A 21439-nucleotide genomic window follows, 5' to 3' on the forward strand; every position below is an offset into this window, starting at 1 on the left:
CGTGAGATGGGACTGACCGCGAAGATCCGCACGCGGGACGGGTGGGCCGTGTCGCACGCGGTCGTCACGGTGACCGACATGACCGGCGGCCAGGTGCTGCGCGCCGAGGCCGACGGGGACGGAGCCGTACGCGACACGACCGAACTCGCCCCGGGCGCCTACACGGTGATCGTCACGGCCGTCGGGTACGCGCCCGCGGCGTCCAGCGCGATCGTGACGGCGAGGGGGAGCGCCGAGGTGGGGACCGTGACCCTGGCCCGGCAGGGCGGCACGGAACTGCCGCCGCCCGGCCCCTGGACCGTCGACCCCGCGCACTCGACCGTCGGAGCGGTCGCCCAGCACCTGGGCATCTCCAGCGTCCGCGGCCGGTTCACCGACTTCACGGCCGCGATCGAGGTCGCCCCGGACGACGTCGCCAAGTCCCGTGTGGAGGCGGTGATCCGGGCGGCCTCCATCGACACGGGAAACGCCATGCGCGACACCCACCTGCGCTCGGCGGACTTCCTCGACGTCGAGACGCACCCGGAGATCACCTACCGTTCGACGGGACTGACCCCGGCCGGCCCGGACCGCTGGACCGTCCACGGCGATCTCTCCCTGCACGGCGTCGCCCGCCCGGTGAACCTGGAGCTGGCCTACCTGGGCACCGGCGCGGACCCGTGGGGCGGCACCCGCGCGGCCTTCCGCGCCACGACCGAGCTGCGACGCGAGGACTTCGCCATGAACTACAACCAGGTCGTCCAGGCGGGCATCGCGGCCATCGGCACGACGCTGAAGGTGGAACTGGACGTCCAGGCGGTACAGGGTGACGCCCTGCCGGGAGTGTGAACCGGGGAGTGCGAGCCGGGGGTGTGAACCGGGGGCGCAGGCCCGGCGGTGGCAGGCCCGGGTGCCACGCGGGCCGGGTCCGACGGGACGGGCCCGCGGCGGGCTGGGGCCGAGCGGGCTGGCCCGAGACGAGCCAGGCCGCGGCGGGCGGTGGGCACGGGCGGTCGTAGGTCCGGCAGGGTCAGCCGGATCGGGTGGTCCGCCGCCTAGGCTGACCCCATGGCACCGAACATCGCGACGAACACCAAGGTCTCCCTGGACGAGTTGCTGGACTTCGTCCGCCCCCGTCACCGTGCGATCCTGCTGACCCGGCGCACCGACGGCAGCTCCCAGGCCTCGCCGCTGACCTGCGGGGTCGACGACTCGGGGCGGATCGTCGTCTCCACCTATCCCGAGCGGGCCAAGACGCGCAACGCCAAGCGCGACGACCGGGTCGGCGTGCTCGTGCTGAGCGACGACTGGAACGGCCCCTGGGTCCAGATCGACGGCACCGCCGAGGTCATCGACACGCCGGAGTCCGTCGAACCGCTGGTGGAGTACTACCGCAACATCGCCGGCGAGCACCCCGACTGGGACGAGTACCGGCAGGCCATGCTGAAGCAGGGCAAGTCGATCATCCGGATCACCCCGCAGCGCTGGGGCCCGGTGGCCACCGGCGGCTTCCCGGCCCGCCTCGCCCAACAGGACTGACGGCAGAGCTGACAGCCGGTCGCCGGCCGGACCGGCAGCAGGGCTTCCCTCCCGGCCCCGGGGCCCTGCCGACGGTCCGGCCCCGGCTCAGCCGCGTCGCACCATCGCCTCGATGCCCGCCACCAGCAGGTCCAGGGCGAAGGTGAAGTCGCGGTCCATCATCTCCGCGACCGTGTCGCCGCCGCGGGCCGCCATGAGGTTCCGGGACTGCTCGACGACGTCCGCGGTGTCCGGGGCCTCGGCCGTGGCGGTCATGGCGTCGCGGAAGTACTCGTCCGGGGTCAGGCCGGTGTCGGCGACCCGCGCGAAGAAGTGGCCCTCGATCGTCCCGTAGCCGTACACGAACTGGAAGACGGCCGAGATCGCGCCGGTGACGCCGTACGCGGGCAGGCCCGTGCGCAGCACGACCTGCTGGACCGTGCGGGCGAAGCGCAGGGCGTTGGGGCCGATGTTGAGGTAGCGGCCGGCGAGCGGCGACAGCCAGGGGTGCCGGACCAGCAGCCCGCGGTAGGCCGTGGCCAGCGCGCGGATCTGCCCGCGCCAGTCGGCGTCGTCGTCCTGCGGATCGGGCAGGTCCTCCAGCTCGCCGAAGGCCGTGTCGAGGGCGAGTTCGAGAAGGTCGTCCTTGGTGTCGACGTACCAGTACACCGACATCGCCGTCACGTTCAGCTCGGCCGCCAGCCGCCGCATGGAGAACTTGGCCAGCCCCTCGGCGTCCAGCAGCCGCACGGTGACCTCGGTGATCCGGTCCCGGTCGAGCCCGGAGGGCTGCCCCCCGCCACGCCCACGCCGACGCGCCCCGCCCTCCAGCCACACACTGTGCCGCGCTGCGTCCTTGGCGGTCTCGGCCATGGCTGGGCACCTTCCTGGACTTCCGGTCACTGGTGAAGATGCTAAGCGGAGGCGACGACCAGACCGGCGGCCGCCGTCGGCGCAGGGTGCACTACCGGACGGGGGCCCCGCCCGACGGGGGCCCGGCCGACGGACGGCGCGGCGGGCGCGCCCGCGGCCGGCGGCCGGCCTCGCCGCCCCGGGGATCACGCGGCCAGAACCGGTGGCTTCCCCTCACGCCCCTCGTGCCCGTCATGGTTCTCGGGTCCCTCACGCCCCTCGTGCCCGTCGGGTCCCTGCTGCCCCTCGCTCTCCTCGTGCTCCGCCCTGCGCAGCAGGCCCGCGGCCACCACCCCGCCCAGCAGGACCGCCGACGCGCCGAGCAGTTGACTGGTCTCCAGCCCGGAGGCGAACGAGTCGAGGACGCGTGACCTCTCCTGCGCCGTCCCGGCCCCGGCCAGCGCCGTCGGCAGCGACTGCGCGGCGAACTCTGCGGTCAGCACCGCCCCGAGGACGGCGACGCCCAGCCCGTTGCCGAACTCCGCCACCGTGCCGTTGAGCCCGGCCCCGACGCCCGCCTTCGCCGGCGGTATCGAGCTCATGATCGCGTGGGCCATCGCCGGGCCCGCGACCGCTGTTCCCACGCCGATGAGCAACAGTCCGGCCAGCATCCCGGCGTATCCGTCGGCGGCCACGGCGATGGACACCAGCCCCGCCGCCACCGACACCATCCCCACCAGCACCGACAAGGGCCCGCCCAGCCCGACCATCACCTTGACCGACAGCCCGGTGAAGTTGAGGGCCACGACGGTCAGCGCCAGCGGCGCGGTCCGCAGGCCCGCCTCCAGGGGGCCGTATCCGAGGACGAACTGCAGCTGCTGGGTGAGCAGGAACAGCGCTCCGGCCATCCCGAAGGTGACCAGGACCGCGCCGGCCACCGCGCCCGTGAACCGCCGGTTGCGGAAGAAGGCCAGGTCGAGCATGGGGTACGGGATCCTGCTCTCCCAGTAGGCGAACAGCGCGAGGACGACGGCCGCCACCGCCGCGCTCACCAGCACCCTGGCCGACGTCCAGCCGTGCGACGGGCCGGAGATGATCGCGAAGACCAGCGAGGTCATGCCGACCGTGGAGAGGAACGCACCGAGCAGGTCGGGACGTTCGCCCTGCGGATTCTTCGACTCGGGGACCATCGTGACGACCGCGACCAGGCCCAGCGCCGCCACCGGCAGGTTGATCAGGAAGATCGCACCCCACCAGAAGTGGTCCAGCATGAAGCCGCCGATGAGCGGACCGGTCGCGAAGCCCAGCGAGTTCACCGCCGCCCAGACGCCGATCGCCTTCGGCTGCTGCTCGGGCGTGAAGATCTGCATCACCACGGCGAGTGTGGTGGTGAACAGCAGCGCGCCGCCGACGCCCATTCCCGCCCGTGCCGCGATCAACTGGGGGGTGGAGTCCGCGAGACCGGCCACCAGGGAGCCGACGCCGAACAGCGCCAGGCCCGCCGCCAGCATCTTCTTGCGGCCGTATCGGTCGGCGGCGCTGCCCGCGGTGAGCAGCAGGCCGGACTGCACCAGCGAGTACGCGTTGATCATCCACTGGATGTCGGAGGTGGCCGCTCCCAGCTCGCGGGTGAGCGAGGGGATCGCCACGTTCAGGACGGTGTTGTCGAGCACCACCGTGAGCTGCGCGAGGCAGATGACGCCGAGGATCAGCCAGCGTCGCGGGTGCCCCTGCGGAGAGGGGGACGGGGGCGGGGACGTTGTCATGTCGTACACCGTAGAAGGCTTCCCATACGGTGTACAACACATTTCCGCGGCGGCTCTCGCCCCGGGCACGAGGAAGGGCGGTGGCATGCGCCACCGCCCTCGCCTCAGCCCGCTCCGTGACGGGTCAGCTGCCCGTCTTCTGCGTCAGGTCGTAGAAGGTGGCCGAACCGACCGTCACCTTCTTGAAGTTGGCCTCGACCCAGGAGGTGATCTGCGAGGACGTGCCGGTGCTGCTGCCGGCCATGCCGCCGCCCGAGCCGCTGCTGACGAAGTAGTGGATCCTGCCGTCGGCCACATACTGCTCGAACTGCGCCAACGTCGGCGACGGGTCGGTGCCGTTGAAGCCGCCGATCGCCATCACGGCTTCGCCCGTCGCCAGTTGGTAGCTCGCGGCGTTCTGGGCGCCGATCGCGGCCGCCGCCCAGGTGTACTTACCGGAGTCGGACTCCAGCAGCTTCTTGGCCTCGTCGGTGACCGAGGCGCCGTTCAGCAGACCGCCGACACCGCCACGGCCCAGGCCGCCGCCGGTCCCGCCGCCCGGCATGCCGTTCCGCTGGCCCTGGCCCTGGCCCGGCATCGCCCCGCCGGGGAAGCCGCCCGTGCCGCCGCCCTGACCTTGGCCCTGGTTCTGGCCCTGGCCCTGGTTCTGTGTGGTGCCGTTGCCGTTGCCGTTTCCGGTGCCGTTTCCAGTGCCGTTCTGCTGGTTCTGGCCGCCGGGGCCGCCGAAGCCGCCTCGGCCACCACCGCCGCCCGGACGGCCGCCGCCCATCATGCTCGCGCCGGCCGGACCGGCCGTCACGATGGAACCGGTGTGGCCCTCCCGCAGCGTGCTGACGGTGTACGCCGTCGGACCGGCCAGCGCGGCCACCAGGCCCACGGAGGCCGCCGCGAGGGCGAGCCGACGGTCGATCCGGCCCGCGAAGGTCAGACCGAGCGCGGCGGTCAGACCGCCGACGAGGATCAGCCACTTCAGCCAGGGCAGGTAGTCGGGGGTGCGGTTGAGCAGGACGTAGCTCCAGCCCGCGGCCGCCACGACCGAGGCCGCCAGGGTGATCGAGGCCCAGATCTCGGCCCGCCTCTCCCACAGGGTCGCGGCGCCCATGCCGATCACGGCAGCCATGTAGGGGGCGAGCGCCACCGTGTAGTACTGGTGGAAGATGCCCGCCATGTAGCTGAAGACGATGACGGTGATCAGCAGCGAGCCGCCCCAGACCAGGAACAGACCCCGGGTCGTCGACGTCCGCCTCAGCTTCCGGGTCGCCACCAGGCCACCGGCCAGCAGCACCAGCCCCGCCGGGAGCAGCCAGGAGATCTGGCCGCCGATCTCGGAGTTGAACATCCGGTCCCAGCCGGTCTCGCCCCACTGGCCGGCGTTGCCGCCGCCACCGCCGCCGCCGACGCTGCCGGTCTCCTCGCCGTTGAGGCGGCCGAGACCGTTGTAGCCGAAGGTCAGTTCCAGGAAGGAGTTGTTCTGCGAACCGCCGATGTACGGACGGGAGGACGCGGGCCACAGCTCGACGATCGCCACCCACCAGCCGCCGGACACGATCAACGCGCCCGTGGCGACGGCCAGCTGGCCGAGCCGCTTCCTCACCGGCACCGGCGCGCAGACCGCGTGGACCAGCGCGAGCGGCGGCAGGATCAGGAAGGCCTGAAGGGTCTTGGCGAGGAACGCGAAGCCGATCGCGACCCCGGCCCACACCAGCCACTTCGTCCGGCCGTCCTCCACCGCGCGAGCCGTGAAGTAGCAGGCCACGGCCATCAGCAGGGCCAGCATCGCGTCCGGGTTGTTGAACCGGAACATCAGCGCGGCGACCGGGGTCAGTGCGAGCACGGCGCCCGCGATCAGCCCGGCCGCGGGACTGAACCGGCGGCGCACGGAGGCGTACACCACGGCGACCGTGCCGACGCCCATCAGCACCTCCGGCGCGAGGATCGCCCAGGAGCTCAGGCCGAAGATCCGCACCGACAGCGCCATCGGCCACAGCGAGGCCGGAGGCTTGTCGACGGTGATGGCGTTGCCGGCGTCCAGCGAGCCGAAGAAGAAGGCCTTCCAGGACTGGCTGCCGGCCTGGACGGCCGCTGAGTAGAACGAGTTCGCGTACCCGGAGGCGCTCAGGTCGAAGAGGTAGAGCAGGAGGGTGGCCGCCAGCAGGCCGAGGAAGGCCGGGCGCGCCCAGCGGGGGTCCTCGGGCCTGCCGCGCCAGAGCCTGCGCGTCAGGGGCTGCTGGGGCTCGCCCGCGCCGGGGGCCGGGACGGCCGGTTCCTGCGGAGCCGCGGTGGGGGACGGTCCCCAGGCCGTCGGCTGGTCGAGATGAGTGGTCATCGGGCGTCCCCCCGGTCGGTGTCATGGGGGCGCACCGGCTGCAGTCGCACGGTGGCGTCCCGCCAGGTACCGTCCGCGGCTTCGCCGGCACGGAGGTGGTGCGTGGGCTGCGCGGCGCCGTCCGGGTGGGCGACCGGACGCTGCGGCAGCGGCACGAAGGGGCCGCCGGCCTGCGCCGACGCGGTCGTCGCAGGCGTCGTCGGGTACGGGCCCACAGCCGGGTGCGTCGAGGAGGACGACGGCCCCGCGGGAGAGCCGGGAGAGGCAGAAGAGGCAGAAGAGGCGGAGGAGGCGGAGGAGGCGGGAGAGGCGGAGGAGTCGGGGGCCCCGGTCGTCGACGCCGGGTCCTCGCCGTCGCGCCGGTCGGAGAAGACCCACACCCGGAAGAGCAGGAAGCGCAGCACCGTGGCGGCGAGGTTGGCGGCGACGAGCACCGCCAGCTCGGTGGAGTGCGCGGGCTCTGAGGTCGCCGCGTTCAGCGCGACGAGCGAGCCGCTGGTCAGCGCGAGGCCGATACCGAAGACGACCAGCCCCTGTGCCTGATGCCTGACGGCTCCGCCGCGGCCCCGCACCCCGAAGGTCAGGCGCCGGTTGGCGGCGGTGTTGGCCACCGCGGAGACCAGCAGGGCCAGCGCGTTGGCGACCTGGGAGCCGCTGAACTGGCGGAAACCGCTGTAGAGCAGCAGGTAGAAGAGCGTGGACAGACCCCCGACGACACAGAACCCGAGCAGCTGACGGGCCAGGCCCTTGGGAACGTCCTGGATGTCACGGTCGCGCGGGTCGTCGCCGAACGGGCGGCGGAGCCGGTCGAGGGACAGCGAACCGGTGGCCAGGGCCTTGCCCACGCGCCACACCCCTTTCAGGTCGTCGGTCGCCGTCTTCACGATGTGCACCGTGGAGTCCGGGTCGTCGACCCAGTCGACCGGCACCTCGTGGATACGGAGACCGGCTCGTTCGGCGAGCACCAGCATCTCAGTGTCGAAGAACCAGCCGGTGTCCTCCACCAAGGGGAGCAGAACCTGGGCGACGTCCCGCCGGATCGCCTTGAACCCGCACTGCGCGTCCGAGAAGCGCGCCTGGAGCGAGCCGCGCAGGATCAGGTTGTAGGCGCGGCTGACGAACTCCCGCTTGGGGCCGCGCACCACACGGGAGTCGCGGGCCAGGCGGGAGCCGATCGCCAGGTCGGAGTGGCCGGAGATCAGCGGCGCGACCAGCGGGAGCAGCGCGTTGAGGTCGGTGGACAGGTCCACGTCCATGTACGCGAGGATCGGGGCGTCCGAGGCCGACCAGACGGTCCGCAGCGCACGGCCGCGGCCCTTCTGCTCCAGCCGGAAGGTCCTCACCTCCGGGATCCGCGCCTCCAGCCGCCGCGCCACCGAGGGCGTCGTGTCGGTCGACGCGTTGTCCGCGATCGTGATGCGGAAGGAGTACGGGAACGTGCGCGTCAGATGGTCGTGGAGTCTCCGGACACAGGGCTGGAGGTCCTTCTCCTCGTTGAAGACGGGGATCACCACGTCCAGGACAGGCGTACCGGCTGTGGCGGCCGGGAGGTGCTCCCGCGCCGGCAGGGTGCCGGGAGAAGAGTCGGTTCGCATGTCGTCGACTCTCGTCAGGCGCCCTGTTGCACCCATGTGGTGGCACTGTGCTCGACCTGTGAGTCGAGCCGCCAGTCGGTTTCGGGAGCGGGCCGGGGCACGGCGGGGCCGAGCGCGGGCAGGTGCACGGTGAACACGGTGTGTCCGGGCGCGCTGTCGACGGTCACCGCGCCGCCGTGCGCGGTCGCCACGGCTTGCACGATGGCGAGGCCCAGACCGGTCGAGCCGGAGGCGCGGGAACGCGAGGAGTCGCCGCGCGCGAACCGTTCGAAGACATGCGGGAGGAGGTCCGACGGAATGCCCTGACCGTTGTCCTGGACGTCCACGCACAGCCACGGCCCGCGACGCTGCACGCGTGCGGTGACCGTGGTGCCGGGCGGGGTGTGCGTCCGGGCGTTGGCCAGCAGGTTGACGAGCACCTGTTGCAGTCGTGCCGAGTCGGCCGACACCAGCGCGGGCTCGTCGGGGAGTTCGAGGCGCCAGACGTGTTCGCGTCCGGCGGCGCGGGCGTCGCTGACGGTGTCGATGACCAGCGGGACGAGGTCCGTCTGCTCGAACTGCAGCGGGCGGCCGGCGTCCAGCCGGGCCAGCAGCAGCAGATCCTCGACGAGGAGGGTCATCCGGCCGGCCTCGGACTCGATGCGGCCGAGCGCGTGCCTGGTGTCGGGCCCGACCTCCTCCCGTCCGCGCCGGGTCAGCTCGGCGTACCCGCGGATCGAGGCGAGCGGCGTACGGAGCTCATGGCTGGCGTCCGCGACGAACTGCCGGACCCGCGTCTCGCTCTCCTGGCGGGCGTGCAGCGCGCTGTGGACGTGGTTCAGCATCCGGTTCAGCGCCGCGCCGACCTGCCCGACCTCGGTGTGCGGATCGGTCTCCGCCTCCGGCACCCGCTCGCTGAGGTTGACCTCGCCGGTGTGCAGAGGGAGTTCGGAGACATGGGTGGCGGTGGCGGCGACCTTGCGCAGGGGACGGGTGGCGACGCCGACCATCACGGTGCCCGCGAGGGTGGCGGCGACCAGCCCGGCGAAGGTGAGGCTGATCTCGACGAGGATCAGGGTGCTGATGGTGCCGTCGACGTCGGCCGTCGGGATGCCCACGTAGAAGTCGCCGTTGTTGCCGTGGATGTACTGGACCCGGTACGTGCCGAGGCCGGAGATCTCGACGGTGTGCCGCTTGCCGTCCTGCGCGACCGAGCCGAGCCTCTTCAGCTGGGCCTCGGTGAGGTCCTCGGCGTTCATCTGCGGGATGTCGTTGTCGTCGGTGCGCTTGTGGCCGACCTTGCCGCTGGTGATGGAGCCGTCGACCACCGTGGCCGCGAGGGCCTCGTGCGGCCCCAGACCCTGGCTGACGAACTTGCCGATGTCGGTCACCCGCTGCTGCGGCAGGCCGCTCCCGGCGACGCTTCCGTTCCTTCCGCCGGGTCCGCCGACGGGCCCGCCGGAGACGCGCATCGCGGCTTCCTTGAGGCTGTCGTCCAGCTGCCCGTAGAGGTGATCGCGCAGCACCAAGGTGGTGACGGTGCCGATCAGCGCGCAGACCACGGCGATCAGGGTCACGGACACGACGACGAGCCGGGTCCGAAGGGTGCGCGGTTTACCCGCTCGCCGCTTCTGCGGACGCGGTCGTCGCCGTCCGCTCATGACACGGCGGGCTTGATCAGGTAACCGGCTCCGCGGCGCGTGTGGATCATCGGCTCACGGCCGGCGTCTATCTTGCGCCGCAGGTAGGAGATGTACAGCTCGACGACGTTGGCCTGACCGCCGAAGTCGTACGACCACACCCGGTCCAGGATCTGCGCCTTGGAGAGCACGCGCCGCGGGTTGCGCATCAGGAAGCGCAGCAACTCGAACTCGGTGGCCGTCAGATGGATGTTGTCGCCGGCCCGCGAGACCTCGTGACTGTCCTCGTCCAGGGTGAGGTCCCCGACGACGAGCACGGAGTCGGAGCGCCGGTCGGCGGCGCCGGAGCGGCGGATGAGCCCACGCAGCCGGGCCACGACCTCCTCCAGGCTGAACGGCTTGGTGACGTAGTCGTCGCCCCCGGCGGTGAGACCGGCGATACGGTCCTCGACCGCGTCCTTGGCCGTCAGGAACAGCACCGGGACGTCCGGCAGCTCACGCCGCAGCCGCCCCAGGACCGTCAGCCCGTCCATGTCCGGCAGCATCATGTCGAGGACGACGGCGTCGGGCCGGAACTCGCGGGCCGTCTGGAGGGCGCCCGTGCCGTCCCCGGCACTGCGGATCTGCCAACCCTCGTAGCGCAGGGCCATGGAGAGCAGTTCGGTGATCGACATCTCGTCGTCCACCACAAGCACTCGGACGGGGCTCCCGTCCGGCCTCAGCAGTTCGGTGCGCCCCTGGGGCGAGGTCGTGGTCATGATGAACACCCTGTCGGGGCCCCCTGAGAGCACTCTTTCACCCATCTGTGATTTCCCTGAGAAACGCACAGGCCCCTCTCAGGGAACGCCTGGGAAGCTCCTGCCGCGACCCCGGCCGCACGGCCGGAATGCCCGTGAACGGCACCTTCCGCACCCCCCGGGACCCGCCTCCCCGAAACCCCCGGGGGCCGCCCGCCCGAGACCTTCCCTGTGCCCCACCTGGGCGCCCCCTCGCCGGAGACCGCCGAAGATCGGCGACGACACCGGGCGGCCGACGGCAGCGTCCGACCGGACTCGTCCGACAGCGCGTCCGACCGGACTCGGCCGAAGGGCACAGTCCGACCGGACTCCGCCGAGGCGCTTGCACCCGGCTCGAGCCGGGCTCAGAACAGGCCGTCCTGCCGGTGGTCCGCCGGCGCCTCGAAGTGCCGTACGGGAAAGGCGACTTCGCCGCCCGCCGCCGGGACCAGCTCCCACCCCCGCATCAGCCGCGTGTCGAGGACGACCACCCCGCTCGGTGCGGCGAGATGCAGGTCGGGCCCTGCGGCCGCCACCAGCTCCCCGCTCAGCGACCCCCCGGCCACGAGCTCGCGCACCTCCCCGAGGGCGGCGGGCACTCCCGCCAGCCCGAACGCCCGCACATGGTCGACCGACCGGAAGGGCTCGGGCGTCAACGACTCGGGCCAACCGCCCAGTCGGACGGCCTTCCCGTACACCTCCCTGATCTCGTCCGCCCGTTCCTCCTCCGTTTCCGGCAACGCGGCGCGCACCGCCCGCTTCTCCGCGTACGGGATCCGGTCCGGCACCCGCAGCGCGGCCCGCAACAGCTCCTCGGTACGCCGGGCGGCCATCAGCGGTCCGGCGCCCAGCCACGTGAAGCAGACGGCGCCCTGCTCCAGCAGTCGCGCCGACCCGCGCTCGACCGCCGTGATCCCGACCTTGACCAGGCCGGGACCGAACCACGCCAGATACACGTGGTACGGCCGCGGATCATCGGCGACCCCGTCCGCCGCCACGGAGTGCGCCCGGTCCAGCCGCGCACACTCCTCGCACCGGGCTCCCGCGCTCCTCCCCGAGATCCCCGCCCGTACGGGACACGGATGCCCGCGAGCCCCGACACACTGCCGCACGCCCCCCGCCGCCACCTGGAAGGAGACCCGCTTACCCCAGTTCAGCGGGCTACGACGCCCTCCGTCCCACGTCAGCACGGGGCCCTGCGCCGACCACCGCAGCCCCGAGCACTTCCACGCCTGTGCCATCACCCGCAACGGTAGGCCCAGCCACTGACAAAGCGGCCGGGGCCACGGCCGGGGCCGGGCGCCCTCGTCCCGCGAGCCGGCATCCGAGGCATCCGGGATGCCCGTCCCGGGCCCCCGCGTCCCGCACCCGCATCCCCCACTCCGACCGCGGCCGCACCCCGGGCGGCTTGCCCCGTCCGGTGAGGTGCAGCCCCCAGGTGACCAGCGCGCTCACCGCGACGACGACGCCTCCGCCGAGCAGCGCGGGCCCGGAGACGGCGCAGACTCCGACGCCCATCAGCGCCGCCCCCGAGGTCGCGACGGCGACTCCGGTCCAGCCGGCGATCGTGTGCCCCTCGTCGTACTCGTCGTACAGATGCCCAGTCACAGAATCTCTCACCTCCTAAGAAGTTACTAACGTAAACCTCTTACAAGGTAAGGCAAGTGGAAGCCGGCGAACAAGGACCCACGCGAAGCCGTGACGAGGGGGGAACGAGGGGGACGGCCCGAGCCGGAAGGCCAGGGGCCGGGGCCGCCTGAGCCGGAGGATCAGGGGGCTGGGGCCGCCTGATCCTCCGGCTCGGGACCGAGGCTCGGGCCGGAGTCCAGGCGGAGGATGAGCTCACGAGCTCGGGCCGGAGACCGGGGGAGGATGAGCTCACCGGCTCGGCGGGGAAGTGCTGGGGTGGAGGATGGGCTCACGAGCTCGGGCCGGAGGGCCGGGGCGTGCAGGCAGCGTGCAGGAGAGGAACCAGACCCCCGCGATGACACCCGAGCCACCGCCGTCCCCCCGCCCCGCCGCGACCCCCGAGCAGGCGCTCGCGGCGATGGACGACCTCATCGCGGCCAGCCTGGTCGGTCAGCAGGAGATGGCCCAGCGCCTGGGCCTGAACGTCACCGACCTGACCTGCCTCGGCTACGTCATCCAGGCCGGCGACGACCTCCTCACCGCCGGCGACCTCGCGAACCGCGTCCATGTCACGACCGGCGCGGTGACCGGCATCCTCGACCGCCTGGAACGTGCCGGCTACGTCACCCGCCGCCCCGACCCCCGGGACCGCCGGCGGGTCCGCGTGGCCGCCGTGCCGTCGGCCGTGGCCAGGGTCCACGCCCTGTACGAACCGCACTACGCCCGTCTCAACGGCCTCTTCGCCGACTACTCCCCCCAGGAGACCGCCGTCCTGACGGACTGGTTCACCCGCGCGACGGCGCTGGTGAACACCTACCGCGAGGAACTCCGCGACCGCTAGCCCCAGCACCCGCCCGCGTCGGGCCCGGGCCCGGCGACATCCCGGGCCGCGCTCCGTAGAGTTCGACGACGATGCGAGAGCGCCCGCCGGGGAGCGGTGGCGTCCGGCGGGGAGGGGAGCTGTCATGGGCGAATCGGAGTTGATCGCGGAGGCGCGCAAGGCGTTCTTCGTGATGTTCGGTCTGCTGGCGGTCGTCTGGCTGGCGCAGGTCGCCAACTACGCCGACGACTACGCCCTGTCCCGGGAGTTCGGAGTGCTCCCGGGTGACGTCGGCGCCCTGCCGCACCTGCTCACCGCGCCCTTCCTCCACTGGAACTGGGCGCACATCGAAAGCAACTCCGGGCCGCTGTTCGTCTTCGGCTTCCTCGCCGCCTACCGAGGCGTGACCCGCTTCCTCGGGCTGACCCTGCTCGTCGCCGTCTCCAGCGGTCTCACCGTCTGGTTCTTCGAACAGGGCGGCGCGGACACGGTCGGCGCGAGCGGTCTGGTCTTCGGGTACTTCGGCTACGTCGTGGTGCGCGGACTCTTCGACCGGCACCTGATCGACACGCTGATCGGCGTCGTCATGGCCGCCTCCTTCGCCTATCTGCTCACGGTCGCCGTGCCCGGAACCCCGGGGGTGAGCTGGCTCGGACACCTCGGAGGCCTGGCCGGAGGCCTGCTCGGAGCATGGCTCTTCCGCGACCGCCGCCCCCGCGGCGCCACACCCCCCACCCCCGCCGACACCCCACGCGCAGACCTGCACAAGGAACTCGGCGACCTGGGACTGCTCTAGCGCCGACGCCCCGCCACCCACGGGAGAACAACCCGGGCGGGCCGCGGCACGAAGGCAATCCCCCCGAAAGCCTCTGCCATCCGAACCGCCGAAGGCCCCGGAGCTCTCCGGGGCCTTGGACCGATGCGCATTCGGCAGGATTCGAACCTGCAACCTTCTGGTCGGTAGGCGCGCACACCAGGGCGAGTGGTCTGATCAATCCGCCGAACCAGGGGCGTGTTCGGCATTAACGGAATCGGGCCGGGGGCGGGCGCTGGTGCACGCGGCTATTGATGATGAAAAGATATGGCGCTGGAATCCGGTACGGAAATCTCCAAGCGATCCGAGGACAGGACCATCGGACTACGGCTAACATCGCGCACGAGAAGGTCACGAAACACCACCCACCGAACGTCACTGACGGAAGACGAGCCCCCATGCCACGAAGATTAACACGCGACTTCAGGTCACTGAATTCTGCACTCAGAGTAAGCCGACGACGAATCACCTCTATCCTCAAGGGGATAGATCTGCAACACGAGAGCCCTGGAGATTCATCTCGCCAATACCAGGATAAATTGTCAACATTCGCCAGGCGATATCTGAGCGACAGCGAATTCGAAGCAGCCAGGAAAAGAGTCTCCCGCGCGGCCATTCGTGTATACGTCGAAGAAAAGAGGGCCCCTACAGGGCTGAGCACCCTCACCCTCCTCTTCGCAACACTGGCTCCCTGGGCATTCGGCTACGCCTACGCTCACTACTCCTCAGCGGACCTTCAAAATGAGACAGCCAGAATTCCCGTGGCGTGGATCGTCCCCCTTTTCTGCGGGGTACTCTTCTTTGCAACCTCCGCCCTCGCTTACCTGAGCCCAAGAACGAGCACTAAAATATCGCTCGGAAGAAGATTCATGGTTAAATACAGATTCCGAGCCATCTCGATCATGGCGGTGATCACTTCATTTTCCCTTTGGGTACTGATCCGGAGCAGGTGGGGGAATTCACTGACGGCACAGGATGCGTTCGTGAGATTCGCTGTCGGCGGCGCCGCATACCTATTCATCTGCATCGCCCTGGCGATGATAACCACACTTGGGAGCAACTTTCTCAGCCGATACAAGCCTCCCCTGGCCCACCCGCACGACTGGCTGCTGCTGGATCTGGTCAACATATCTGCACAGGCTCAGAAAACGAGACTGAAGTGGAGTAGACCCGGGAGTGCTCATGCTCTGCTCGAAACCATTGAGAGGGCAGTAAGGAGAGCCGAAAGTTTTCCCTACTACGTGGGCCCTCTGTTCTTCTCGGACAAAGAAACGCGCGATAAAGTTGCCAGCGATGGACTCGCCCTCGCTGCCCTCATTCGCGATCACCAACAGGTGATCATCCGGGCCAGTGGGCCGAACTCGTACGACCGCGTCATCCAGTCGATGTGTTCAGGAATCGCCGCCCTCGCAGACGACGACTGGGAATCCTTCGTCAAGCATGCACCACCGGTTTCGGGGGTATCCCGTTTTCGTTCTGCAGTCCAACGCTGCTTCCCCCCGCTGCTCTTGCTCGCAGCCGCCTTCCTCATCCCGTTGATTCCCCCGGTAGCAAGCTCCCCGGCTGTTTCTGGAAGCGTACGGGTCACACTTATGGTCACCGCAGCATTGGCATTGATCCTGCCCCGCGAGTCCAGCGCGCGTGCCCCGATCCTTGACGCCTTGAGCAAGGCAGTTCCCATTTCAAAATCCGAAAAGTGACCGCGGACGTTTCCCAGATTTCCTCACCAATCGGGATCATTCGCGAGGCGCCGACCAGTCGAAGAGCGGCGTCCATGGACAGCTCTTGGCCAGTGCTGGTCCATAGCTGGACTTCTCGGGACTGCTGACCCTCGCCCTCAACGTCGCAGTACCCATCGTCGCCCGCCGCTACGGTCGCGCCGTCGTCGACGCGGTGGCCCCGCTGCTCCTCCTCGGCTGGGGTTCCGTGGCCCGCAGCTCCTGCGCGCTTTACACACCGTCGCCCGCCCCGCCGTAACAGCTGCCCCGCCGGACGATCCTGAGACGGCCTCGGACGCGTTCCGCCCTGCGGCACCACTCACCGTTCCGGCTCGGCCCCGGTCGCTCCTCAACTAGCTCCGGCCCCCGCTTCGCCCGCGGTCAAGGGTCCTGAGCCGCTGCCGGCCGAAGCGCGCTCCGTCGCGACGCCGGCCGAAGCGCGCTCCGTCGCGACGTCCCACCCTTCGGGCAGCAGTCCGACCGCCTTCGCCAGCAATCGGCTGCTGCCCGCAGTCCTCACCCTCGTGCCAGAAAGGACACCCCGCCACTCATGCGCCGCCCTCTCGATCTGCGCCAGGTCATCAGCCCCGGCCTACCGGGTCTCGTCGAACCGGCCAGCGCCGACGCCTTCGACCGCGTAACGGAGCAGTCCGCCACCTCCGCGGCCGCATCACCCCGTCGACCAAGGTGGACCAGATCTCCGCCCGGGAGACGGCGAACTCACGGACGCCAAGGTCCCCGGATACGTGGCCAGCACGCCACCAACAGCGCGAAAGGCGCGGCCACCGTGGACCGCGCCCTCATGTGCCGCCCCTGCGCTGCACTCGGTCACACGCGCGGCCCCGACGGCTTCCGCGACCTCGGCGCCGACTGCGACGGCACCGGGCGGGCCGAACCCCGCACAGACCTCCCCGTCCAGCAGCACGCCCGACGGATGATCCGCACCGCCTGGGCGCTCGGCCACTTCCCCCGAGTTCGCCCACCTCAAGCTCTGGGGGCTCACCTGCTCGGCATCCGGGGTCACTTCGCCGGCAAGTCGCGCGCCTACTCGGCCACATCCGGACGATGACGGCGGCCCGGCGGTGTCCCAGTAGCTGTCTGATCCACCCACAAAGGCGGTTGCCGTCGAACACTGCTGTCAACGCAAAAGCCAGAGGCCCTAAGGAGTGATCCTCAGGGCCTCTGGTCTGCTGTGCACTCGGCAGGATTCGAACCTGCAACCTTCTGATCCGTAGTCAGATGCTCTATCCGTTAAGCTACGAGTGCTTGTTATTCGATTTTTCTGTCTTCGCTCCCGGCCCTTCCGGCCCGCTCGCGGCGACAGGAAGAACATTACATGACTGCCGCCGTCATGTGAAATCCGTTAGCCATACCCCTTGTGACCTGCGGAAACCCCTTCAAGAGGGCTTCGTGGGCCCGGTCGGATCGGGGCGGGGTGAGGCGAGTCGGGGAACGACGAAGCCCCGGTCACTGGGACCGGGGCTTCGGTGTTCGAGCGGAGGCGGAGGGATTTGAACCCTCGATGGGGCGTAAACCCCAAACCGCATTAGCAGTGCGGCGCCATAGACCGGACTAGGCGACGCCTCCAGCACAACCGCTCGCGTGTGTGCGAGTGGCGCGTGCAGATGATGACACAGTCGAGCGTCGTGTCACCAATCGGCCTCCACGGTACTAGGCGCCCCGGTCACAGGGCAAAGGCGTTGTCCGGGCGCAACGTCGTCGGCGGTGCACCCGTTAGTACGGTCATGCCCCAGGTCACCCCGCTCCGACGCTTCGCCGTCACCGTCTCCGCCGCCTGCGCCGCCATGATCGCCGCCTCCGGCGCGGGCCCCGGCGCCGCCTACGCCGGGACGGTCGACGCGCTCACCGCCGTCACGCCGCTCGTCGGCGGCTCCGTCCCCCTCGCGCCTCCGCCCGTCCGGGAGGAGGACCAGGTCTCCGGTGACCATCTCACCGTCACCGTCCGGCATGCCGGTGCGCGGGTGGACGGGACCTTCGAGGTGTACTGCCACCCGGACGGCGGCAGTCATCCGGACACGGCAGGCGCGTGCGACGCCCTGGACCGGGACACCCGGTGGGGGCGGGACGTCTTCGCGCCCGTGCCCGAGGGCGAGGTCTGCACGATGCGGTACGGCGGGCCGGCCACCGCGCATGTCACCGGACGCTGGGCCGGGCGGCCGGTCGACGCCTCGTACGACCGCAGCAACGGTTGTGAGATCGAGCGGTGGGACCGGCTCGCGCCGCTGCTGCCGGATCTGCGCCCCGTGGGCCGCTGAGCCGGTCGACTGGATCCACCCGCTGGAACCCGCTGGAACCCGCCGGAACCCGGATGAACCCGGCTGAACCCGGCTGAATCCGATGGCCACCGGTGCCGGGCTCAGGGCTCGGGGCTCAGGGCTCGGGCATCGGGTTCTGTCGGGTCAGGCTGAGGCGTCGGGCGAGGAGTGGGGCGGAAGCACCTGTTCCGTAAAGGTCGGGCGAAGGTCCCGCGAAGTCGCGGACCCTTCGGATCACGCGTCGAGCGGGCTTTGCGGCAGGCCGGGGGGCGACAGGGCCGGTGGGGACGGGCACGGACATACGTTCTGTGGTGCTTCGTCGTGCGAGCTCCCTCTCATCCGGCGTCGCCGAAGGGACCCCAGCCCTTAGACTCCCTCGCGTGACACGCTGCGGACCGGTTGGCAAGATGGCCCGAGCGGTCGGCAAAGTGCGGTAACAGGGAGGAAGCGACTCGTGAGCAGCAGGCCATCCCGAGGCGCTGCTCGCCTCGCAGCCATACTCGACGCGCTGCCCGACGCGTTGTTGCTGGTCAACGCCAACGGGACCGTCGTCAACGCGAACACCATCGCGCTCGAGGCCTTCGAGACTCCGGGCACGGCGCTGGTGGGGCGGGGGCTGCTCGATCTGCTCCCGCAGTTCGACTCCAAGCTGATCCCGGGCTCCATGCGGCGGCCCGACCACATGGACCCGCGCGGCCAGACCAAGCCGACCCGGATGGTCGCCCGCCGCACCGACGGCACCGAGTTCCCGGTCGAGGTCACCAGCGCCAACCTCGAGAACGGCCAGCAGGCCTACGACGGCTACGGCTACCCGTCCGCCTCCGACGAGCTGCTGATGCTCGTCGTGCGCGACCTCTCCGGCACCATCGACACCGAGGCCGAGCTGGCGCGGTCGCAGCGGCAGACCGAGATGATCCTGCGGGCCGCCTCCGAGGGCGTCGTCGGCACCGACACCGACGGGCGGATCGTGCTCGTCAACCCGGCCGCCGCCCAGATACTGGGATACCGGGCCAGCGATCTCGGCGGCAAGGAGCTGCACGACCTCGTGCTGCACTCGCGCGCCGACGGCTCGCCCTTCGCGTACGACGACTCGCCGCTCGCCGACACGCTGCGCTCCGGGCGCAAGCACCGGGTGCGCGGACAGGTGCTGTGGTCCAAGGGCGGGGACAGGGTCGCGGTCGACCTGACGACCGCACCCGTGCGCGACGGTGATCAGCTCGTCGGCGCCGTCATGACCTTCACCGACCGGCGGCCCTTCGACGCCCTCGCCGAGGAGAAGGAGTCCGTCGAGAAACGACACACGGCGGAGTTGGAGAAGCTCTCCGAGGAGCACGCCTCCGACCTCACCGCGTTGCGCCAGCAGCACGTCACCGAGCTGGAGGAGCTGCGCGAGCGGCACGAGGAGGAGCTCGCGGCGGGCGAGGAACGCTACGCCGCGCTGGGCGAACGGGAGAAGGACCGCTACGAGGCGCTCGCCGGCCGGCACGAGCAACTGCTCACCCTGCTCGGCGGCTCCCTGCGCGGCCCCCTGGACGAACTGCGCCGCGAGCTGGCCGCGCTCGCCGCGGACGACGCCGGTCAGCTGTGGCCCGAGGCCAACCAGGTGCTGCATCACCTGTCGGCCGGCTACTCGCGGATCACCACGCTCATCGACAACGTCCTCGGGTACCAGCGGCTGGACACGGGTGCGGAGGTCGTCGTCCGGACGAAGGTGATGCTGGACGCCGTCGTCGCGGCCGGCGTCGACGGAGCGGTCGACCTCATCGGGCCCGGACGGGTCCAGTTCGCCGTGCACGCGCCGCCCATCGAGGCCGAGGTCGACGCGCGGCTCCTCGCGACCGCGCTCGCGCACCTCGTGGCCGACGTCGCGGGAGTGGACGCGACCGGCAACGCGCCCGTCTCGGCGGGCGGTTACATGGACAACACCGTCGTGGTGGCGGCCGCTCAGCGCGGCGAGGTCGTGCGCATCGAGGTGCGCGGGCCGTACGCGGGCGGCGACCCCGTGCACGAGCCGATCGTGCGGGGCATCGTGCGGGCGCACGGCGGGGTGCTGCAGACGCACGAGGTGCCGGGCATGAGCGGGAGCGCCTATGTCCTGGAGGTGCCGCTGGGCGGCGGGGCGGGTGCCGTCGCGGCTCCGGCGGCCATGGCGCTGCCCGCCCTCGCGGCCGGGCCCGGCGCGGACGCCCCGGGTGACCAGGCAGAGCAGGCCGAGCAGGGCGTCGGTGGACGCCGACGGGCCCGGCGGTCCTCCGTGGACGCGTTCCTGGAGAGCGAGGCTCCGCTCCCCGGCGCGGACGGCGGCGCGGACGGCGGGGCGGACCCGGACGCGTCGGCCCCGACCGGACGCCGGCGCAGGCGTGGCCCGGCCGCACAGGAGATCCCGGGCGAGCTTCCGCCCGCGGTGGGCGAGGCCGACGGCGCGGACAACGCGGAGGGTCCCGGCGGCACCGGACGGCGGCGCGGTCGGTCGGCCGAGGTCGCCGTCGTGGGGGACGCGGGAGCCGAGAGCGGTGTGAGCGAGGGAGCCGTCGTCACCGCGGCGGAGCACGCTGCGGGAACCGCCGCCTCGGGCACGGGACTCGGCGGCACCGTCCCACCGCAGGGCGTCCCACCGCAGGGCATCCCGCCGCAGGGCGTCACAGCTCCGGGCGGACGGCGGGCCCGGCACGCGCCGGACGAGCAGCAGCCGCAGAACGCCCTGCCGCCCGCCCTGCCCGCGCTCGCGAGCGCATCCGCGGAACCCCAGGGCACGTCGAACACGGCCTCGGGCATGAACTCGGGCATGAACTCTGGCACGGAGACGGACGCGGAGAGCGGGCAGCCCACGGGCCGCCGCCGGCGTGCGCTGGCCGCCGCGAACGAGCGTGCCGCCGCCCAGGAGGCGGGCCCCCGTGCGGTGTTCGCCCTGCCGCCCGCGGCGGCGGACCGGGGGCCGGACGGTCCCGGCGGTTCCGGTGGCACGAGCGCGGCGGACCAGGCCCGGGCCGGGGGGCCGGTGCCTCCGGCGGGCGCGGGTCCCCTTCCCGCGCCGGCGGCCGGAACGGCCCCTGGAGCAGGGGGAGTTCCCGGGCCCGGAGCGGTTCATGTTCCGGCGCAGGTCCAGGTCCAGGCGCAGTCCCCGGTTCAGGCCCAGGCCCAGGCCCAGGCTCCGCTTCCGGCGCAGGCCCACGGACCCGGCCCTGTCCCCGCACCCGTCCCCCTGCCCGGGCAGGCTCCGATTCCCGCACAGGCACAGGCACCGGCCCAGGTGCCGGGTCAGGTGCCGGGTCAGGTGCCGGGTCAGGGTTCCGCGGACGATCACGCGGTGGACCACGGTCGGCATGACGCCGTCGCGCACGACCAGTCCGAGGACCACACTCCGCCCCAGCCGCACCCGACGAGCGCGCCCACAGGCCGTCGCCGCCGCGCCGTCGCCCAGCCGCCCGCCGAAGGCGTCGGTGCACCCGCGCAGGCCGGACAGGCCGGACAGGCCGGAGCCATGGTGGCCCAGGCAGCCGTCCCGGCACAGGCACAGCCCCAGGCACAGGCCGGGCAGTCCGTCGCCGGCGCCCAGCCCGTTCCGGTCCCCACGCCCGTACCGGGGCAGCCGTTGCCCGGGCAGCCCGCCGCAGCGCAAGCCGCTCAGGCGGCTCCCGGCGCCCCTCTGGGCGCTGGCGCACCGCAGGCGCCCGGGCAGGGACAGCCGCTGCCGGCCGAAGCACCGGCGGGGGCGGTGCCGAGTGCGCCGCTACCGCCGAACGGCGCCGCG

The 21439-nt window shown here is 71.5% G+C and carries 16 protein-coding genes and 2 tRNA genes; 8 read left to right on the top strand and 10 right to left on the bottom strand.

Annotated features, from left to right (window positions below):
* The first annotated feature begins 6 nt into the window (after window positions 1-6).
* Both BG482_RS36000 and BG482_RS36005 read left to right on the top strand, forming a co-directional pair.
* Window positions 7-828, top strand: a complete 822-nt coding sequence (locus tag BG482_RS36000) for a YceI family protein (protein ID WP_069773423.1) — start codon at window positions 7-9, stop codon at window positions 826-828.
* A 219-nt stretch (window positions 829-1047) separates the two neighbouring features.
* Entirely contained in the window at window positions 1048-1518 is a 471-nt protein-coding gene (locus tag BG482_RS36005; protein ID WP_069773424.1) for a PPOX class F420-dependent oxidoreductase, read from the top strand.
* Window positions 1519-1605: 87 nt separating this feature from the next.
* On the opposite strand, the gene BG482_RS36010 is transcribed toward BG482_RS36005, so the two are convergent.
* From BG482_RS36010 to BG482_RS36045, 8 genes are all read right to left on the bottom strand, one after another.
* Window positions 1606-2370, bottom strand: a complete 765-nt coding sequence (locus tag BG482_RS36010; protein WP_176741554.1) for a TetR/AcrR family transcriptional regulator — start codon at window positions 2368-2370, stop codon at window positions 1606-1608.
* A gap of 185 nt (window positions 2371-2555) precedes the next feature.
* Window positions 2556-4115: an MFS transporter gene (locus BG482_RS36015; RefSeq protein ID WP_079142586.1), complete on the bottom strand. Its 1560-nt coding sequence runs from the start codon at window positions 4113-4115 to the stop codon at window positions 2556-2558.
* Between the two features lie 124 nt (window positions 4116-4239).
* Complete coding sequence (locus BG482_RS36020) at window positions 4240-6441, bottom strand: glycosyltransferase family 39 protein (RefSeq protein ID WP_069773425.1); 2202 nt, start codon at window positions 6439-6441, stop codon at window positions 4240-4242.
* A complete protein-coding gene (locus BG482_RS36025; protein WP_069773426.1) occupies window positions 6438-8036 on the bottom strand; it encodes a bifunctional glycosyltransferase family 2/GtrA family protein in 1599 nt (532 codons plus the stop codon). Before BG482_RS36025 ends, BG482_RS36020 begins: the two co-directional genes overlap by 4 nt.
* 14 nt (window positions 8037-8050) lie before the next feature.
* Window positions 8051-9676, bottom strand: a complete 1626-nt coding sequence (locus BG482_RS36030; protein ID WP_069773427.1) for a HAMP domain-containing sensor histidine kinase — start codon at window positions 9674-9676, stop codon at window positions 8051-8053.
* On the bottom strand, window positions 9673-10413 hold the full coding sequence (locus BG482_RS36035) for a response regulator transcription factor (protein WP_069773440.1): 741 nt from the start codon (window positions 10411-10413) through the stop codon (window positions 9673-9675). The genes BG482_RS36030 and BG482_RS36035 overlap by 4 nt, the downstream gene beginning before the upstream one ends.
* A 383-nt stretch (window positions 10414-10796) precedes the next feature.
* Entirely contained in the window at window positions 10797-11672 is an 876-nt protein-coding gene (locus BG482_RS36040) for a DUF2797 domain-containing protein (protein ID WP_069773428.1), read from the bottom strand.
* Window positions 11593-12039 (bottom strand): hypothetical protein, encoded by a 447-nt coding sequence (locus BG482_RS36045; RefSeq protein ID WP_069773429.1) that lies wholly within the window; start codon window positions 12037-12039, stop codon window positions 11593-11595. The genes BG482_RS36040 and BG482_RS36045 overlap by 80 nt, the downstream gene beginning before the upstream one ends.
* Window positions 12040-12415: 376 nt before the next feature.
* On the opposite strand from BG482_RS36045, the gene BG482_RS36050 reads away from it, so the two are divergent.
* The 4 genes from BG482_RS36050 (at window position 12416) to BG482_RS44355 (ending at window position 16481) form a co-directional block, all read left to right on the top strand.
* Complete coding sequence (locus BG482_RS36050; RefSeq protein WP_069773430.1) at window positions 12416-12901, top strand: MarR family transcriptional regulator; 486 nt, start codon at window positions 12416-12418, stop codon at window positions 12899-12901.
* Between the two features lie 124 nt (window positions 12902-13025).
* Window positions 13026-13676, top strand: a complete 651-nt coding sequence (locus tag BG482_RS36055) for a rhomboid family intramembrane serine protease (RefSeq protein WP_069773431.1) — start codon at window positions 13026-13028, stop codon at window positions 13674-13676.
* 557 nt (window positions 13677-14233) lie between these two features.
* The gene (locus tag BG482_RS43565; RefSeq protein ID WP_141746700.1) at window positions 14234-15394 is read left to right on the top strand and encodes a hypothetical protein; all 1161 of its coding nucleotides are present in this window, start codon (window positions 14234-14236) and stop codon (window positions 15392-15394) included.
* Between the two features lie 805 nt (window positions 15395-16199).
* Window positions 16200-16481, top strand: a complete 282-nt coding sequence (locus tag BG482_RS44355) for a replication initiator (protein ID WP_176741555.1) — start codon at window positions 16200-16202, stop codon at window positions 16479-16481.
* 124 nt (window positions 16482-16605) lie between these two features.
* Here the strand turns inward: BG482_RS44355 and BG482_RS36060 are convergent.
* Together BG482_RS36060 and BG482_RS36065 are read right to left on the bottom strand one after the other, a co-directional pair.
* Window positions 16606-16678, bottom strand: a tRNA-Arg gene (locus BG482_RS36060).
* Window positions 16679-16908: 230 nt separating this feature from the next.
* A tRNA-Ser gene (locus BG482_RS36065) sits at window positions 16909-16999 on the bottom strand.
* Between the two features lie 158 nt (window positions 17000-17157).
* Between BG482_RS36065 and BG482_RS36070 the strand changes: the two genes are divergently transcribed.
* Window positions 17158-17688, top strand: a complete 531-nt coding sequence (locus BG482_RS36070) for an SSI family serine proteinase inhibitor (RefSeq protein WP_069773432.1) — start codon at window positions 17158-17160, stop codon at window positions 17686-17688.
* 454 nt (window positions 17689-18142) lie between these two features.
* On the top strand, window positions 18143-21439 hold a 3297-nt coding region (locus BG482_RS36075; RefSeq protein WP_079142588.1), incomplete at its 3' end, for a PAS domain-containing protein.

The organism is Streptomyces sp. LUP30 (assembly GCF_001746365.1).
In the GTDB taxonomy this organism is placed as follows: domain Bacteria; phylum Actinomycetota; class Actinomycetes; order Streptomycetales; family Streptomycetaceae; genus Streptomyces.

Coding starts and splice junctions, on each gene's coding strand:
- BG482_RS36070 (WP_069773432.1), top strand. CDS start 17,158: ATGCCCCAGGTCACCCCGCTCCGACGCTTCGCCGTCACCGTCTCCGCC.
- BG482_RS36035 (WP_069773440.1), bottom strand. CDS start 10,413: ATGACCACGACCTCGCCCCAGGGGCGCACCGAACTGCTGAGGCCGGAC.
- BG482_RS36030 (WP_069773427.1), bottom strand. CDS start 9,676: ATGAGCGGACGGCGACGACCGCGTCCGCAGAAGCGGCGAGCGGGTAAA.
- BG482_RS36020 (WP_069773425.1), bottom strand. CDS start 6,441: ATGACCACTCATCTCGACCAGCCGACGGCCTGGGGACCGTCCCCCACC.
- BG482_RS36025 (WP_069773426.1), bottom strand. CDS start 8,036: ATGCGAACCGACTCTTCTCCCGGCACCCTGCCGGCGCGGGAGCACCTC.
- BG482_RS36005 (WP_069773424.1), top strand. CDS start 1,048: ATGGCACCGAACATCGCGACGAACACCAAGGTCTCCCTGGACGAGTTG.
- BG482_RS36015 (WP_079142586.1), bottom strand. CDS start 4,115: ATGACAACGTCCCCGCCCCCGTCCCCCTCTCCGCAGGGGCACCCGCGA.
- BG482_RS36010 (WP_176741554.1), bottom strand. CDS start 2,370: ATGGCCGAGACCGCCAAGGACGCAGCGCGGCACAGTGTGTGGCTGGAG.
- BG482_RS36040 (WP_069773428.1), bottom strand. CDS start 11,672: ATGGCACAGGCGTGGAAGTGCTCGGGGCTGCGGTGGTCGGCGCAGGGC.
- BG482_RS36000 (WP_069773423.1), top strand. CDS start 7: ATGGGACTGACCGCGAAGATCCGCACGCGGGACGGGTGGGCCGTGTCG.
- BG482_RS36055 (WP_069773431.1), top strand. CDS start 13,026: ATGGGCGAATCGGAGTTGATCGCGGAGGCGCGCAAGGCGTTCTTCGTG.
- BG482_RS36050 (WP_069773430.1), top strand. CDS start 12,416: ATGACACCCGAGCCACCGCCGTCCCCCCGCCCCGCCGCGACCCCCGAG.